Consider the following 15560-nt stretch of genomic DNA (forward strand, 5'->3'; position numbering starts at 1 on the left):
CAATGCTGTTTTTGCGCGACCAGGCCGTTATTTGCCGATTCATTTACCCGGGCCCGGCCATGACCAGTCATTCCAAAATCGAGCAGGCAGCCCTGCAGCTTTTCGGCGAAAAAGGCTACGACAATACCTCCACGGCCCTGATTGCGCGGCAGGCGGGCGTATCGGAGGCTCTGCTGTTCAAGTACTTCCTGAGCAAGGAAAAGCTTTTCGAATACCTCATCAAGCAGGGTTTCCGCCGCATCGTGGAGGCCAACCGCGGCATTCTGGCCGAGAAAGACCCGCGCGTGCTCATCGAAAACGTCATCGACCTGCCCTACAAGCTGGTGCACGACGAGCCCGACTTCTGGAAAGTGCAGGACAAGGAATTTAACCGGCCGCTGGTGCAGAAATATTTTCAGCGCTTCATGAGCCCCATCGACAACCTGCTGAAGCAGGCCTTCATCGAAGTGGGCGCGCCCAGCCCCGAGCTCACCACGCTGCAGCTGTTGCTGCTCATTCAGAGCCTGTGGCGCAACCTGCTCTACCCGCACGATGCCAACCTGCCCCACCTGGCCCGGCACCTGAAGGATAGCTACGGCCTGGGCCGGCCGGCCGCGGGCTAAGGTACCGAAAGCACAAGCGGGCCGGCGCGCATCTGCCGGCCTGAAATTTGCGTTGCTGTTGATGCGCCCACTTTCCGCCGCTGCTGCTTATGCCCCAGAACGCCGTTCACCGCCTGTTGCGCCCGCTGCTGGTATGGCGCGCGCGCCACATCAGCGAACGGATGTACATGCTCATTCTGAGCATTCTGGTGGGCGCTTCGGCGGGCCTGGCGGCCGTGGCGCTGAAAACTTCGGTGCGCTGGGGCCAGCAATTGCTGCGCGATGGTATTACAGAGCCCAACCGGGTATTTGCCCTCTCGATATATCCGGTGATTGGCATTGGGCTCACGGCGCTGTTTACCAAGCTGTTTCTGGGCGGGCAGCTGGGGCGCGGCATTGCGCCCATCATCTACAACACGGCCCGCGAGGGCAGCGTGGTGCCGCGCTCCAAGCTCTACTCGCAGCTCGTCACGGCCTTTCTGACGGTTACGTTTGGCGGCTCGGCCGGCACCGAGGCCCCGATTTCGGTGACGGGCGCGGCGCTGGGCTCCAATGCGGGCCGCGTGCTGCACCTGGACCGGCGGCGGCGGCGCCTGCTTACGGGGTGCGGGGCGGCAGCGGGCGTGGCGGCCATCTTCAACTCGCCCATCGCGGGGGTGTTGTTTGCGGTCGAAACCATTTTGCTGGAGCTGCCGGCGCAGTATTTTATTCCGCTGCTCATTTCGTCGGCCACGGCCACGGTGGTATCGAAGGCGCTGTACGCGGGCCAGCCCTTTGTGCTCATCACCACGAGCTGGCCGGTGGATGCGGTGCCGTTTTACGTATTGCTGGGCTTGTTTACGGCCTTTTTCTCGGTGTACATGATTCGGACCTACCATTGGTTCGACCATTTTTTCGAGCGTTGGCCGGGCCTGAACTGGCGCAAAGTGCTGGTAGCCGGCGCCCTGCTGGGCGGGCTGATTTTCCTGTTTCCGACGCTCTACGGCGAGGGTTACAATACCGTGGAACTGCTGCTACGCGGCCACGCCGAGCACATCACCGACGGCAGCATTTTCTCGGTGTATCAGGACAATAACCCCTGGCTGCTGCTGGTGCTGGTGCTGTTCAGCATGATGCTGAAGGTGGTGGCGACGAGCATCACGGTGGGCGGCGGCGGCAACGGCGGCATGTTCGGCTCGTCGTTGTTTGCGGGCGCGCTGGCGGGGTTTTTCTTCGCCCGGCTCATCAACCTGAGCGGCGTCATTCACATTCCGGAGGTGCATTTTGTGGTGCTGGGCATGGCCGGCACGCTGGCGGGCGTCATTCACGCACCGCTCACGGCCATCTTCCTCATTGCCGAAATCACGGGCGGCTACGCGTTGTTCGTGCCGTTGATGCTGGTGAGCTCTTCCTCTTACCTCATTACCAAGTACTTCGAGCCTTATTCGGTGTATACCCGCAAGCTCACGGCCCGGGGCGTAGATGTGTATGCCAACCGCGACCGCGGCCTGCTGGCCCAGCTCGACCCGCGCAAGCTGCTCGAAACCGACTTCATTCCAGTACGACCCACCACCACGCTGGGCGAATTGGTCGACGTATTCCGGCACGCCTCGCGCAACTTGTTTCCGGTAGTGGCGGCGGGCGGGCGGCTGCTGGGCGTGGTGTCGCTCGATTCGGTGCGCGACGCACTGTTCGACGATGCCCACTATGCCACAACCACCGTGGGCGAGCTGATGAAACCAGCCCCCGCCGTAGTTGGCCCCACCGACGACCTGGAGCACACCCTGGCCCTGCTGGACCGCTACGGGGCTTGGGCCCTGCCCGTGTGCGAGGAAGATGGCCGCTACCTCGGCTTCATCCTGAAATCCACCATTCTGGTGCGCTACCGCCGCCAGCTCATCCAGGAAAGCGAAGCGTAATGCTTGGGGCTTATGAGGCATAGGCCTGAATAATAGAACGTCATGCTGAGCGCAGCCGAAGCATCTCTACCGCGCAACGCAGTTCGGACCGTCGCAACAAAGCGGTAGAGATGCTTCGACAAGCTCAGCATGACGTTCTTTGGCATATCGTTCACTGCTCATTGCTCGTTATTAATTGTCCATTGTAATCATCGGCGGCGGGCCGGCCGGGCTCATGGCGGCGCAGCGCCTCGCCGAAGCTGGCCACCGCGTGCAGCTTTTTGAGGCGCAGGCTACCGTAGGGCGCAAGTTTCTGGTGGCCGGGCACGGTGGCTTCAACCTGAGCAACAGCGACGAGCTGGCCGGTTTCGCCAGCCGCTACGGCGCCGAGCAGCCGCGTTTTGCGGAGCTGCTGAGTCATTTCTCGCCGGATGATTTGCGGGCCTGGGCAGCCGATTTGGGCATCGAAACCTTTGTGGGCACCAGCGGGCGCATCTTTCCGGTAGCGGCCCACAAGCCGGCCGATTTGCTGCGCGCCTGGCTGGGTCGGCTGCGGGCGCTGGGCGTAGAAATTTTCACCCGCCACCGCTGGCTGGGCTTTGCCGGAGCCGCCGGGCTGCGGCTGCGCGACGAAAACAGCGGGCCGGGCACGGGCCGGGAATTTGTTATCAAGCCCACCGCTACGGTACTGGCGCTGGGCGGCGCGAGCTGGGCCAAAACCGGTTCCGATGGCGCGTGGGTGCCGCTGGTGCAGGAAATTGGGGTGCCTGTGGTACCCTTTGCGCCCGCCAACTGCGGGGCTGAAATCGCGTGGTCGGAATTCTTCCGGGAGAAAGTGGGCCGGGTCCCGCTCAAAAACATTGCCCTGCGCGTGAACGACGGCCCAGCCGTGCGCGGCGAGCTGCTGCTGACCGAATACGGAGTGGAGGGCACGCCCGTATACGCCCTCACGCCGGCCGTGCGGGCGGCCCTGTCGGCGGGTGGCCCGGCCGTGCTGCACCTCAACCTCAAGCCCGACCTGCCGCCCGCCGCACTGCTCCAAAAGCTGCGCCAGCCGCGCGGCAAAGCCTCGTTTGCCGATTTTCTGAAACGCACGCTGCACCTGGCCGCGCCAGTGCCCACGCTGTTGCGCGAGCTGCGGCCCGACTGCGCAAACCTGAATGCCGAGGCGCTGGCCGGGTTGCTCACGGCCCTGCCTATCCCGGTTAGTGGCCTGCGGCCGCTTGACGAGGCCATTTCAACGGCGGGCGGCATTTCCTTTTCGGCGGTGGATGAGCACCTGATGCTACGGCAGCGCCCGGGCACTTACGTGGCGGGCGAGATGCTCGATTGGGAAGCGCCGACGGGCGGCTATCTGCTGCAGGGCTGCTTTAGCACCGGGGCGTGGGTGGCGCGGGGCATTGCGGAGGGGCTGGGCTAGTTGCAGGCAAAAAACGTCATGCAGAGCGCAGCGAAGCATCTCGCGTGCGCAATGCAATCCAATCGACAGGATTAGTGATGGCACGCGAGATGCTTCGCTGCGCTCTGCATGACTGTTTTACCAATTCGCTGCAACCCGTTCTACGATTCCGTGCGGACGCGGCTTTTCTCCTCGGCTTCGCGCAGAATCTGGCGGGCTTCGCCGAGCAGGCGGCGGCCGGGGTTAAGCTCGTCGCGGGCGATGAGGGCGAAGAGCAGGAAGAACGAGGCGAAAGGGAGCAGCCAGCCCAGCGCAAACCACAGCCAGAACGAGCGGCCCCGGCTCTGGGCGCAGTAGCCCGTCAGAATCGGAATAAACGAAATGGCCACCGCCATCACGAACAGCATGTCGACAAACAGCATAGGCGGGCGGGGTGAGGAGGTGAACGTGAGGTGCCGACGGCGGCCGGTAGTATCCCGAAGATACGGCGGTTGCGGCGGGCAAAGAAGCGCCGAGAAAGGAAATTTGTTCGGAAACGCCACTATTAATGGGATTTTCCCGTAGTTCGGGGCGAAGTCGTGCCCGCAACGGGGGGCGGCCGTTCGGTTATCGTCCATGTGGGAGCACCAAAGCTTGTTTCGCGTCTCGGCCCAGCTCTTCGCCGAGGGGGTTTTTAATTTGCTCGACCGCAGCCTGCGGCCCGAGGTCTTTTTGCTGGGCTTTGCCGCCGGACGCGAGTCCGAAGCGCCCGAAGCCGTGGTGCTCGAACCGGCTTCGCACCGCTACGCGCCCGCCGAATTCCGCCACGTAAAAACCCGCGCTGCCGCGCTGGAAGCCAATGCCGGACCCCAGGGCTCGGTGTACCACCTGCACCCCAACGACCACGACCGCTCCGAAAAACAGCACTGGTACGAACTGGTGTGCCAGGCCACCGAGAGCACGCTGAACGAACTGACGAGCAGCCGGGGCGAAAACCGTCGCTCGTTCTGCTCGGGTCCGGTGAGCCTGCAGGGCTACCTTGTGACGGTGGTGCTGCAACTGGCGGCCGACTGCTACGACGGCTACTACGCCCTGCCCAAGCCCGGCGGCGGCCGGCCCATCAACCTGCCCCACGCGGCGGTGCTCGAGTTTATGCACGACTGCGCCCGCGCCCTGCGCGAGGCCGACACCGCCGACAACGACCAACCGGTGCTCGACCGCGACTACAACGAGCTGCTGCGCTCGGCCGGCCGCCGCCTGATGCTGCGCGTGGCCCCGGCCGGTACCCACGGCCTGTACGACGCCTGCAACGGCGTGGCCGCCCTGCGCCACGAGGGCGACGAGGCCATTGGCACCATGCTGGTGAGCCGGCGGCTGCACCCGGCCGTGGTGCCCGTGCTCACCCTCGAAACGCCGGTGCCCATGCGCGACCACCGCTCCATTCGCAAGCTACTGGAGCTGAGCGAAGGCCACACGGCCCTGATTTCGGACGCCTCGCACGTGTTTGGCCTGGGCCAGCTGGTGCCGCAGTCCGACGCGCAGTTTGAGCCGCTGGTGACGGTGCACTTCACCAACCACTACAGTTGGGAGGTGAGCCACGCCGGCCACGTGCTGATGCGGGTGGTGAGCAACACGCCGCGCCTGCCGCAGGGCCAGGTGGCGGCCGACAATTTCGCGCGCGTCATCCGCATCGTATTCCCCGACCTGAGCGTGGACAGCACCGACTACCTCTGGGACCTGGCCCAGAAAGCCACCACGCAGCCCAACGGTACCATTCTGGTAATCAGCGCCGGGGCCGCGCAGGAAGCCCAGCGCCTCACGCGGCAATGCTTCCGGGTGGTGCCACGCATTATGACGCCCACCGTGCTGCGCCTCGTCACCAACATCGACGGTGCCGTATTCGTCGAGCCCAACGGCATCTGCCACGCCATCGGGGCCATTCTCGATGGCCTGGCCACGGAAAAAGGCGATTCCTCACGAGGCTCGCGCTTCAATTCGGCCCTGCGCTACGTGAACAGCAGCAAGTACCCGGTGCTGGCCGTGGTGGTGAGCGAAGACGGCTGGATTGATTTGCTGCCGAGCTAGAACGGGTTTCAGAGTCGCTGCACCTGATGACCGATGTAGGGGCGGGGCTTGCCCCCGCCCGGGCTGTCGCTTCGTTGCAATACCTCCGTTCAACGACGGGCGGGAGCGAGCCCCGCCCCTACTTCACTTAGCATCGGATAGCGCAACCATCGTGTGGTGGTAGTACATTTAGCCGGCCCATTGCCGCCGTGCCGAATATGACTACTTCTGCTGCTTCATCTGTTGGCATTGATTACCCGCGCGCGCTGGCCGCCGCCGAGCAGCGCATCAACGAGCTGACGGCGGCGCTGGCCTACGCCCAGGCCAACGAGCAGGCCGTGCAGGCGCTGGCCTATCTGCCCGACGAAAACCCCAGCCCGGTGGTCCGCATCGGGGCCAACCAGCAGCAGCTTTATGCCAACTCGGCGGCGCGGGAATTGGGCCGCCACCTCACGCGGGCCGAGCGGGTGCGGGTGCAGCACCTGCTACGGGCCGGCACCCAAAGGGCCCTGGCGCAGGGTACGCCCGAGCTGCTGGCCATTCAGGTGGGCGCTTACACCTTCGATGTATCGGTGATGCCGCTGCCGGGGCAGCGCTACGCCAACCTCTACTTTGCCGACGTGAGCGAGCGGGAGGCGGCCCGCTTGCAGCTGCGCGAAAACCAGCAGTTTATGGAGCAGGTGCTCGATACCATCCCGTCGGCAGTGATGGTGCGCGATGCTGACCAGCGGCTGGTTTTCGGCAACCAGGCCATGCATGCTTACTGGGAGATGTCGCCCTTCAACGGCCCGCGCCCCTTACCCCCGCAAACCCTGGCCGAATTCAAACGCTCGGCCGAGCTTGATAAGCAGGTGCTGGCCACCGGCGCAGAGGTAACGCTCGAAGAGTCGCTCACGCTCAACGATGGCAGCGTGCGCTGGTTTTACGCCGTGCGCCGCCCGCTGCACCGCCCCGATGGCACGGTGCAGGTTCTGGCCGTGAGCACCGACATTACGCCGCTGAAACTTGTGCAGCACACGCTGGAGCGCAGCGAAAAGCAGTACCGCGACCTGATGACTTATGGCCAGGCCCTCATCGGGGTGTGCGACATGCAGGGCACGGTCATCACCGTGAATCCGGCCCTGGCCCGCCTGCTGCGCGAAGATGCCGCCGCCATGGTGGGCACCTCCGTCACGGCTCACATGACGGCGGAGGACCGCGAAGGCTTCCCCTACTACCTCGAGCACATTTCGCGCACCGGCGAGGCCGAGGGTGTGCTGCCGGTGTTCCCGCGCGGCAGCCATGAACTGCGCTACCTGCACTACCACAACTACGTGGTGCGCGAGCCCGGCCAGGAGCCCTACATCGTGTCGCACGGCCACGACATCACCGAACGAGTGTTGGCCAGCAAAGAGATGAAGCGTGCCAAGGAAGCCGCCGAGGCCGCCGTGCGCGCCCGTGAAAACTTCCTGGCCAACATGAGCCACGAAATCCGCACGCCCATGAACGGCGTGCTGGGCGTGGCCAACCTGCTGGCCAAAACCTCGCTCACGCCCGAGCAGCGCGAGTACATCCGCATCATTCGGGGTTCGGGCCAGCACCTGCTCACGGTGCTGAACGACGTGCTCGACATGGCCAAAATCACCTCCGGCAAGCTCGAGCTGAACCCCGAACCCTTCGACGTGAGCGCCTCGATTCAGGAAGCCGTGAAGCCGCTGTCGCTGCAAGCCATCGAGAAAGGCATTGCCTGCGTGATGCACCGGCCCGCCGCCCCCTACCCGACCGTGGTGGGCGACGCGCACCGCCTCAACCAGGTGCTGCTCAACCTGGTGAGCAACGCCATCAAATTCACGCCCGCCGGCGGACAGGTGCTGGTGACGAGCGAGGCCGTGGCCGAAACCACCGACGCGCTGACCCTGCGCTTTGAGGTGAGCGACACCGGCGTGGGCATGGCTCCCGAAGTAGTGGCCCGCATTTTTGAGAGTTTCACCCAGGCCTATGCCGATACCGCCCGGCAATTTGGCGGCACCGGGCTGGGCCTGAGCATCAGCCGCGCTTTAGTTGAACAGATGAACGGAAATCTGACCGTCGATAGCACGCCCGGCCAGGGCAGCACCTTCGCTTTCACCCTCACCCTGCCCAAGGCCGACCAGCACGCGCCCGAGCCCATTCCGGCCGATAATTTTGATACCGGCGTGCTGCAGGGGGCCCGTGTGCTGCTCATCGAAGACAACGAAATCAACCGCATGGTGGCGGCCTGGACGATGCAAAACTGGGGCATCGAAGTGCTGGAAGCCGAAACCGGCCCCGACGGCCTGCAGCTTTTCGAAACCGGCGGCCCCTTCGACGCTGTGCTCATGGACATTCAGATGCCCGGCATGAGCGGCGTGGAGGCGTCGGCGCACCTGCGGCAGCACCCCGACCCGGTGCGCGCCAGCGTGCCCATCCTGGCCCTCACCGCCAACGCTTTCCGCAGCGACCACGAACGCTACCTCGCCGCCGGCCTCAACGACTGCCTGGCCAAGCCCTTCGAGGAACCGGAGCTGTACGCCAAGCTGCGCCGGCTGCTGCACCGGTAAGCGCACACCCACGCGCACCACCCGCGAGAACATAAAAAAAGCCCGTTTCCATATTGGAAACGGGCTTTTCGCTGAGGGGATGGGATTCGAACCCACGATGAGCTTGAGACCCATACACACTTTCCAGGCGTGCTCCTTCGACCACTCGGACACCCCTCAAGGCTGTGGTTTGTGAGGCAAAGATAGGGGGAGAAAAGAGTTAAAAGTTAAGAGTTAGGAGTTATGAGCTTTCAAAACGGCAACTTTTCACTCTTAACTCCTAACTCTTAACTCTTTTCACAGCGTGATTTCGCCGCGTAAGTCGGTGGCCAGCAGCTCGCGGGTGCGGGCCTCGCCCAGGCCCAGGCCCAGCACGAACATGAGCTTGGTGACGGCCGCTTCGGTGGTGATGTCTTCGCCGCCCACGATGCCCATTTCGGCGAAGCGGGCGCTGGTTTCGTACTTGCCCTGCACCACGCGGCCTTCCTCGCACTGGCTCACGTTCAGGAGCCACACGCCGCGCCGGCGGGCCTCGGCCAGGCAATTGAGGAACCACTCGGCGGTGGGCGCGTTGCCCGAGCCGTAGGTTTCGAGCACGCAGCCACGTAGGCCGGGCACGCCCAGCACCGCCGAAACCACGGCCTCGGTAATGCCCGGGAACAGCGGAAGCACGGCCACGGCAGTTTCGAAGTGGGTGTGCACTTTCAGATGCGCGCCGGGCAGCAGGCGAATGCTTTTATCATCGAATTCCAGCCCGATGCCGGCGCGGGCCAGCGGCGGGTAGTTTTCGCTTTTGAAGGCGGCAAACTGCTGGCTTTCGACCTTTTTGGCCCGGGTGCCGCGGATGAGAATATCGTTGAAGAACACGCAGACTTCGGGCACGCGCACGGTGCCGGCCCGGGCGTGGCGGGCGGCTGCAATTTCGAGGGCGGTAATAAGGTTGCGCTGGGCGTCGGAGCGGTTGGCGCCCACCGGCACCTGCGCCCCGGTGAACACCACCGGCTTGCCCAGATGCTCGAGAATGTAGCTGAGCGCGGCTGCCGAATAGGCCATGGTATCGGTGCCGTGCAACACCACAAACCCATCAAAGTCGGCGTAGTGCCGGCCGATGAGCTGGGCAAGATATAACCAGTCGGCGGGCGTGACGTTGCTGCTGTCGATGGGTTCGGGCAGGCTCAGCAGCTCCAGCCGGAAGGGCAGGCGGGTGAGCTCGGGCATCTTGCGGTCGAGCCGGCCGAACTGCATGGGCACGAGGCCGCCCTTGCGGTTCAGGGCCATGCCCACGGTGCCGCCGGTGTAGATGATGAGCAGGCGCGGGGCGGTGGCATCGGCCGCATCGGCGCGGGTGGGCAGGGGCAGCAGCGGCAGGTCGAGGTCGGGCATGGGGGTGGGAAGCGGGAAGCCCGCGTAGGGAGGCAATACGGGGTGGCGAAGGTAGGGCGCCTGATTTTTTCGGCAACAAACAGCCCCGCTTCCCGGTCCGCCGTATTGCCAGCGGCACTCTTCCCTATTTTCATGAATTCGACCGACTCCTCTCCTGTCAAACCCGTTTCCGACGTCATCATCATTGGCGCGGGCATCATGAGCGCCACGCTCGGCGTACTGCTCAAAGCCCTCGCCCCCAGCCTCACCATCAGCGGCTACGAGCGCCTCGATGCCGTGGCCGCCGAAAGTTCCGACGCCTGGAACAACGCCGGCACCGGCCACTCGGCCTTCTGCGAGCTGAACTACACGCCCGAGCGGCCCGATGGCTCCATTGACATCAGCAAAGCCGATAAAATCGCCGAGCAGTTTGAGCTGAGCAAGCAGTTCTGGGCCTCGCTGGTGCAGGAAGGTCCGCTGCCCGACCCTACGGCCTTTATCCACAGCATCCCGCACATGAGCTTCGTGTGGGGTGCGGCCAACGTGGATTACCTGCGCAAGCGCCACGCCGCGCTGCTGCACTCGCCGCTGTTTCAGGGCATGGAATTCAGCACCGACCCTGCCCAGATTGCCGAGTGGATTCCGCTGGTGATGGACGGCCGCGACCCGGCCCAGCCCGTGGCCGCCACCCGCATGGCCGTGGGCACCGACGTAAACTTTGGGGCCCTCACCCGGGCGCTGTCCGATTACCTGAAAAGCCTGCCGGGCGTGGATTTGCACCTGGGCCACGAAGTGGAGGACTTCCGGCACAAGGACGACGGCATCTGGCGCGTGAAGGTGAAGGATTTGGCCACCGGCCAGAGCCGCATCGCGCGCGGGCGCTTCGTGTTCATCGGGGCCGGTGGGGGCTCGCTGCCGCTGCTCGAAAAGTCGGGGATTCCGGAGGCCAAAGGCTTTGGCGGCTTTCCCGTGAGCGGGCAGTGGCTAAAGTGCCAGAACCCCGCCGTGATTGCCCGGCACGAGGCTAAAGTGTACGGCAAACCCGCGCTGGGCGCGCCGCCCATGTCGATGCCCCACCTCGACACGCGCCAGATAAACGGCCGCAAGGAGTTGCTGTTCGGGCCCTACGCCGGTTTCAGCACCAAGTTTTTGAAGAAGGGCTCGTACACCGACTTGTTTAAATCCATCGAGTTGGGCAACATCCGGCCGTTGCTCTACGCCGGGGCGCGCAACCTGGGCCTGACGAAATACCTCATCGGCCAGGTGCTGCAAACGCCGCAGGAGCGCACCGCCGCCCTGCGCGAATACTACCCCGAAGCCAACCCCGCCGACTGGCAGCTCGAAGTGGCCGGCCAGCGCGTGCAGGTCATCAAAAAGGATAAGAAAGAGGGTGGAGTACTCGAATTTGGCACCGAGATGGTGACGGCCGCCGACGGCTCCATTGCCGCGCTGCTGGGCGCTTCGCCGGGCGCCAGCACGGCCGTGGCCATCATGCTGGAGCTGGTGCAGAAGTGCTTTCCGGAGCGGGCGGCCTCGCTTGAGTGGCAGGCCCGGTTCCGGCAACTGGTACCTTCGTTCGGGCAGAAGCTGGCCAATAAGCCGGCGCTGGCGGCTGCCGTGCGCGAGCACAGCCGAGCGGTGCTGCGGCTGGAGGCGTAGGGGTTTGAGGAGTTAGAAGAACATCATGCAGAGCGCCTGAGAAGCATCTCACCTGCACAACGCAATCCAATCGAAAGGATTAGTGGTGGCAGGCGAGATACTTCGCAGGCGCTCTGCATGACGTTTTATTTTTCCGTTTTTCAGCTCAGCTGATGCGCGGCAAACTCGCGCAGCAACGCGGTGAGCTCGGGCCACTGGCCGGGGTGCACGGGCGTGCCGGGGCCAGCCAGGTTTGGGCCAACGTAACCGGCCAGTTGCTCGCGGCGCGATTCATCGAGGGCGCTGAACCCCATGCTCCATTCGGCGAAGGCGCGTTCGGGAATTGGACCATCGGCCAAGGTGATGACATCGTAGTGCCGGGCATCGGCGGCAATGGTTTGGTAGAGGGCGTGCACGTTTTCGACCGGGCCTTCGATGACCTGGATGATATCATCGTCGCCGTATAGCAGCAGGCCGCTGATGCGCTGGGCATGGTTGTGCATGCGCCAGGGCCGCAGCAGGGTTTCGAGCTGCTCGGCCGAAAAGGGAATGGTGGATTTGCTCTGATAGACGAGCTGTTGAAGTTTCACGTCGAAATAATTAAACAATAAGGACTTAACAGTCGGAAAAACGGCTAAATGTCCGGGCTTTGGCTGATATTTCGGTTAGCTTTACACGTCTTTTTTTCTGCAAGCCCATGCTTAAACCCGCTTACTTATTGGCGCTGAATTCCTTGTTCAGCCTGGGCCTGCGCGCCCAAACCGCTCCGCCCGCCCCCGCCGAAACCCTGTTGCTGCGCGAGCCGGCCCTGAGCCGCGACAAGCTGGCCTTCAGCTACGCCGGCGACATCTGGCTGGCCAACCGCGACGGCTCGAACCCGCAGCGCCTCACCGTGGGGCCGGGCGTGGAAACCAGCCCGCACTTTTCGCCCGACGGCCAGTGGCTGGCCTTCACCGGCGACTACGACCGCAACGCCGACGTGTACGTGGTAGCCGTGAGCGGTGGGCAGCCGCGCCGCCTCACCTGGCATCCTTCGGCCGAAGTGGTGCGCGACTGGACACCCGATGGCCAGCGCATTCTGTTCAGCGGCTCGCAGGAGGCATACGCGCGCTCGTTGCAGCTTTTCACAGTGCCGATGAGCGGCGGGCTGCCCACGCGCCTGCCGCTATTGATGGGCGAGAAAGGCAGCTACTCGCCCGATGGCAAAACCCTGGCTCATACGCACATCACCAATGCCACCACCACCTGGAAGCACTACCGCGGTGGCCAGACCGGCCCCATCTGGCTGACCGATTTGCAGACGCTGGCCACCGAGGAGATTCCGCACGAAAACGCCACCGACACCAGCCCGCTGTGGCTGGGCGGCAAGGTGTATTTCCTGAGCGACCGGGCCCGCACCAACAACGTGTTCGTGTACGACCCGGCCACCAAAAAAGTGGAGCAGCTGACCCGCCACAACGACTACGACGTGAAAGCGCTAAGCGGCCAGGGCACCGATTTGGTGTACGAGCAGGCCGGCCGGCTGCACGTGCTGAACACCGGCTCGGGCCAGACAACTGGCCTCAAAATCAGCATCTCGCCCGAGGTGCTGGCCCTGCGGCCGCAGTACCGCAGCGTGGCCGGCATGCTGCGCGGGGCGGCCATCTCGCCCACCGGCGTGCGCGCCGTGGTGGAGGCGCGCGGCGACGTGTTCACGGTGCCCGCCAAAAAGGGCGAAAGCCGCAACCTGACGCACTCCGACACCTCGCACGAGCGGTACCCGGCCTGGGCCCCCGACGGCGCGCACATCGCCTACCTCTCCGATGCGTCGGGCGAGTACCAGCTGATGGTGCAGGACCAGCGCGGGCTGAAACCGGCGCAGGCTTACTCGCTGGGGCCTAACTCGTTCTACTTCCGGCCGCTGTGGTCGCCGGACAGCAGGAAAATTGCCTACACCGACAAGAAACTGAACCTGTGGTACCTCGACCTGGGCTCGAAAAAAACCACCCGCGTGGCGGCCGATACCTACGGCCCGTTGCTGGGTGAGCCGGCCCTCGACCCCGCCTGGTCGCCCGACGGGCAGTGGCTGGCCTACGCCCAGCAGATGCCCAACCACATGCGCACCGTGTGGGTGTACCACCTGCCCAGCGGCCGCCGTGTGCGCGTGAGCGACGGCCGCAGCGACGCCACCGCGCCCGCGTTCAGCCGCGACGGCAAGTACCTGTTTTTCACGGCCAGCAATGACGTGGCCCTGCGCGCCACCTGGCTCGATATGACGTCGTACGACCGCAACAGCAAGCGCACGTTGTACGTGGCCGTGCTCAACCAGCGCGATGCTTCGCCGTTCGCGCCGCAGAGTGATGAGGAAAAGGAAGCTATTACCAAGCCCGACTCGATTATCGTGGGCAAGCCGGTGGGCAACCGCCCCGCGCCCAAGGTGGCCGTGAAGGATTTAAAGCCCAAAAAGCCCGAAGCGGTGGCCAAAGTGGTGATTGACACCGTGGGCCTGGGCCAGCGCATTCTGGCCCTGCCCGGCTCGGCGGTGGGTGAACTCAGCAACGTGCAGGCGGCCGATGGCGACAAAATCTTCTGCCTCGAGCAGATGCCCGCCAGCGTGGCCGCCGGCCCCGACGCGCCCCAGGCCGCTCCCACCCAGCGCCTGCACCGCTACGATTTGAAGGAGCGCAAAAACGAGCTGTACCTGGCCGAGGTGAACGACTACGCCCTGAGTGCCGACGGCAAAAAGCTGCTTTACATGGCCCCGCGCGATGCGTACGGCATCGTGGAAGCCGCCGGCAAGCCGGCGGCCAACGATGGCAGAATGGCCCTCACCGGACTCGACGCCTACGTGGACCCGCGCCACGAATGGGCCCAGATGTTCGACGAAGTGTGGCGCCTGGAGCGCGATTACTTCTACGACCCCGGCATGCACGGGCTCGACTGGGCCGCGACCAAGAAGAAATACGCCGGTTTCCTGCCTTACGTGGCGCACCGGGCCGACCTCAACTACCTGTTTGCCGAGATGATGGGCGAAATGGTGGTGGGCCACAACTACGTGAGTGGCGGCGACATGCCGGCCCTCACGGCCAATCCGGTGGGCCTGCTCGGGGCCGACTACGAGGTAGTAAACGGCCAGTATCGCTTCAAAAAAGTGTTCAACGGCGAAAGCTTCAACCCCAGCCTGCGCGCGCCGCTCACTGGCCCCGGCGTGGGCGTGCGAGCCGGCGACTACTTGCTGGCCGTGAACAACCGCCCCCTGCGCGGCACCGATAACGTGTACAGCTTCTTCGAAAACACCGTGGGCAAGCAGATTACACTGCTAGTGAACGACCAGCCCACCACCAAGGGCGCCCGCGAGGTAACCGTGGTGCCCGTAGCTAACGAGGCCACGCTGCGCCGCATTGCCTGGGTGGAGGACAACCGCCGCAAAGTCGACCAGATGACCGGCGGCAAAGTAGCCTACGTATACCTGCCCAACACCGGCGCCGAGGGCTACGAATTCTTCAACCGCTACTACTTCAGCCAGCTCGATAAGCAGGCCGTGATTGTAGACGAGCGGTTCAACGGCGGCGGCTTCGTGGCCGACTACATCCTGGACCTACTGAACCGGCCGCTGCTCAGCTACTGGGCCCCGCGCGAGGGCCGGGCGTTTACCTCGCCCGGCTCGTCCATCTACGGGCCGAAGGTGATGCTGGTGAACGAGTTTGCCGGTTCGGGCGGTGATGCGCTGCCGGCGTTTTTCCGGCGGCGCGGGCTGGGCACCGTCATCGGCAAGCGCACCTGGGGCGGGCTGGTAGGCATTTCGGGCTACCCGCCGCTCATCGACGGCGGCAGCGTCACATCGCCCAGCTTCGCCGTGTACAGCCCCGACGGCAAGTGGGAAATCGAGAACGAAGGCGTGGCTCCCGACATTGAAGTCGACGTGCGCCCCGCCGACACCCAAAACGGCGCCGACCCGCAGCTGGCCAAAGCCATTGAGGTAATTTTGCAGGACATGGCCAAGCAGCCGGCAAAGTCGCAGGGCATTCCGGCGCAGTACCCCATGCGCGGGCGGGAGTAGCAGTCGGTTAGAATTAAGAACGTCATGCTGAGCGCAGTCGAAGCATCTCTACCGCAGCAGTAATCAGATTACTTGCACGGTAGA

General features: G+C 64.3%; 10 protein-coding genes and 1 tRNA gene. 7 read left to right on the plus strand and 4 right to left on the minus strand.

Translation table 11 applies throughout. The annotated features are described in order from the left end of the window. The first annotated feature begins 59 nt into the window (after positions 1–59). From MON38_RS00990 to MON38_RS01000, 3 genes are all read left to right on the plus strand, one after another. Positions 60–602 (plus strand): TetR/AcrR family transcriptional regulator, encoded by a 543-nt coding sequence (locus MON38_RS00990; protein WP_241934266.1) that lies wholly within the window; start codon positions 60–62, stop codon positions 600–602. 89 nt (positions 603–691) lie between these two features. Further along, positions 692–2479, plus strand: coding sequence for a chloride channel protein (locus tag MON38_RS00995; RefSeq protein ID WP_241934267.1), 1788 nt, complete (start codon positions 692–694; stop codon positions 2477–2479). A gap of 175 nt (positions 2480–2654) precedes the next feature. Continuing rightward, complete coding sequence (locus MON38_RS01000; protein WP_241934268.1) at positions 2655–3878, plus strand: BaiN/RdsA family NAD(P)/FAD-dependent oxidoreductase; 1224 nt, start codon at positions 2655–2657, stop codon at positions 3876–3878. A 140-nt stretch (positions 3879–4018) separates the two neighbouring features. Here the strand turns inward: MON38_RS01000 and MON38_RS01005 are convergent, their stop codons facing one another. After that, complete coding sequence (locus tag MON38_RS01005; protein ID WP_241934269.1) at positions 4019–4279, minus strand: hypothetical protein; 261 nt, start codon at positions 4277–4279, stop codon at positions 4019–4021. 193 nt (positions 4280–4472) lie between these two features. Between MON38_RS01005 and MON38_RS01010 the strand changes: the two genes are divergently transcribed. Then, entirely contained in the window at positions 4473–5921 is a 1449-nt protein-coding gene (locus MON38_RS01010; RefSeq protein ID WP_241934270.1) for a diadenylate cyclase, read from the plus strand. A 197-nt stretch (positions 5922–6118) separates the two neighbouring features. Then, complete coding sequence (locus tag MON38_RS01015) at positions 6119–8458, plus strand: PAS domain-containing hybrid sensor histidine kinase/response regulator (RefSeq protein WP_241934271.1); 2340 nt, start codon at positions 6119–6121, stop codon at positions 8456–8458. Between the two features lie 71 nt (positions 8459–8529). Here the strand turns inward: MON38_RS01015 and MON38_RS01020 are convergent. Both MON38_RS01020 and MON38_RS01025 read right to left on the minus strand, forming a co-directional pair. Then, positions 8530–8617, minus strand: a tRNA-Ser gene (locus tag MON38_RS01020). Positions 8618–8734: 117 nt separating this feature from the next. After that, positions 8735–9820: an asparaginase gene (locus MON38_RS01025; protein ID WP_241934272.1), complete on the minus strand. Its 1086-nt coding sequence runs from the start codon at positions 9818–9820 to the stop codon at positions 8735–8737. A 126-nt stretch (positions 9821–9946) separates the two neighbouring features. Here MON38_RS01025 and MON38_RS01030 point away from each other — a divergent pair, with 126 nt between their 5' ends. Further along, on the plus strand, positions 9947–11458 hold the full coding sequence (locus MON38_RS01030; protein ID WP_338423750.1) for a malate:quinone oxidoreductase: 1512 nt from the start codon (positions 9947–9949) through the stop codon (positions 11456–11458). A gap of 140 nt (positions 11459–11598) precedes the next feature. Here MON38_RS01030 and MON38_RS01035 read toward each other — a convergent pair whose 3' ends face one another. After that, positions 11599–12027, minus strand: a complete 429-nt coding sequence (locus MON38_RS01035) for a BLUF domain-containing protein (protein WP_241934274.1) — start codon at positions 12025–12027, stop codon at positions 11599–11601. 107 nt (positions 12028–12134) lie between these two features. Between MON38_RS01035 and MON38_RS01040 the strand changes: the two genes are divergently transcribed. Further along, the gene (locus MON38_RS01040; protein WP_241934275.1) at positions 12135–15476 is read left to right on the plus strand and encodes a S41 family peptidase; all 3342 of its coding nucleotides are present in this window, start codon (positions 12135–12137) and stop codon (positions 15474–15476) included. Positions 15477–15560: the final 84 nt, after the last annotated feature.

Source organism: Hymenobacter cyanobacteriorum (assembly GCF_022631375.1).
Lineage (GTDB): Bacteria > Bacteroidota > Bacteroidia > Cytophagales > Hymenobacteraceae > Hymenobacter > Hymenobacter cyanobacteriorum.

Coding starts and splice junctions, on each gene's coding strand:
- MON38_RS00990 (WP_241934266.1), top strand. CDS start 60: ATGACCAGTCATTCCAAAATCGAGCAGGCAGCCCTGCAGCTTTTCGGC.
- MON38_RS00995 (WP_241934267.1), top strand. CDS start 692: ATGCCCCAGAACGCCGTTCACCGCCTGTTGCGCCCGCTGCTGGTATGG.
- MON38_RS01005 (WP_241934269.1), bottom strand. CDS start 4,279: ATGCTGTTTGTCGACATGCTGTTCGTGATGGCGGTGGCCATTTCGTTT.
- MON38_RS01010 (WP_241934270.1), top strand. CDS start 4,473: ATGTGGGAGCACCAAAGCTTGTTTCGCGTCTCGGCCCAGCTCTTCGCC.
- MON38_RS01015 (WP_241934271.1), top strand. CDS start 6,119: ATGACTACTTCTGCTGCTTCATCTGTTGGCATTGATTACCCGCGCGCG.
- MON38_RS01025 (WP_241934272.1), bottom strand. CDS start 9,820: ATGCCCGACCTCGACCTGCCGCTGCTGCCCCTGCCCACCCGCGCCGAT.
- MON38_RS01040 (WP_241934275.1), top strand. CDS start 12,135: ATGCTTAAACCCGCTTACTTATTGGCGCTGAATTCCTTGTTCAGCCTG.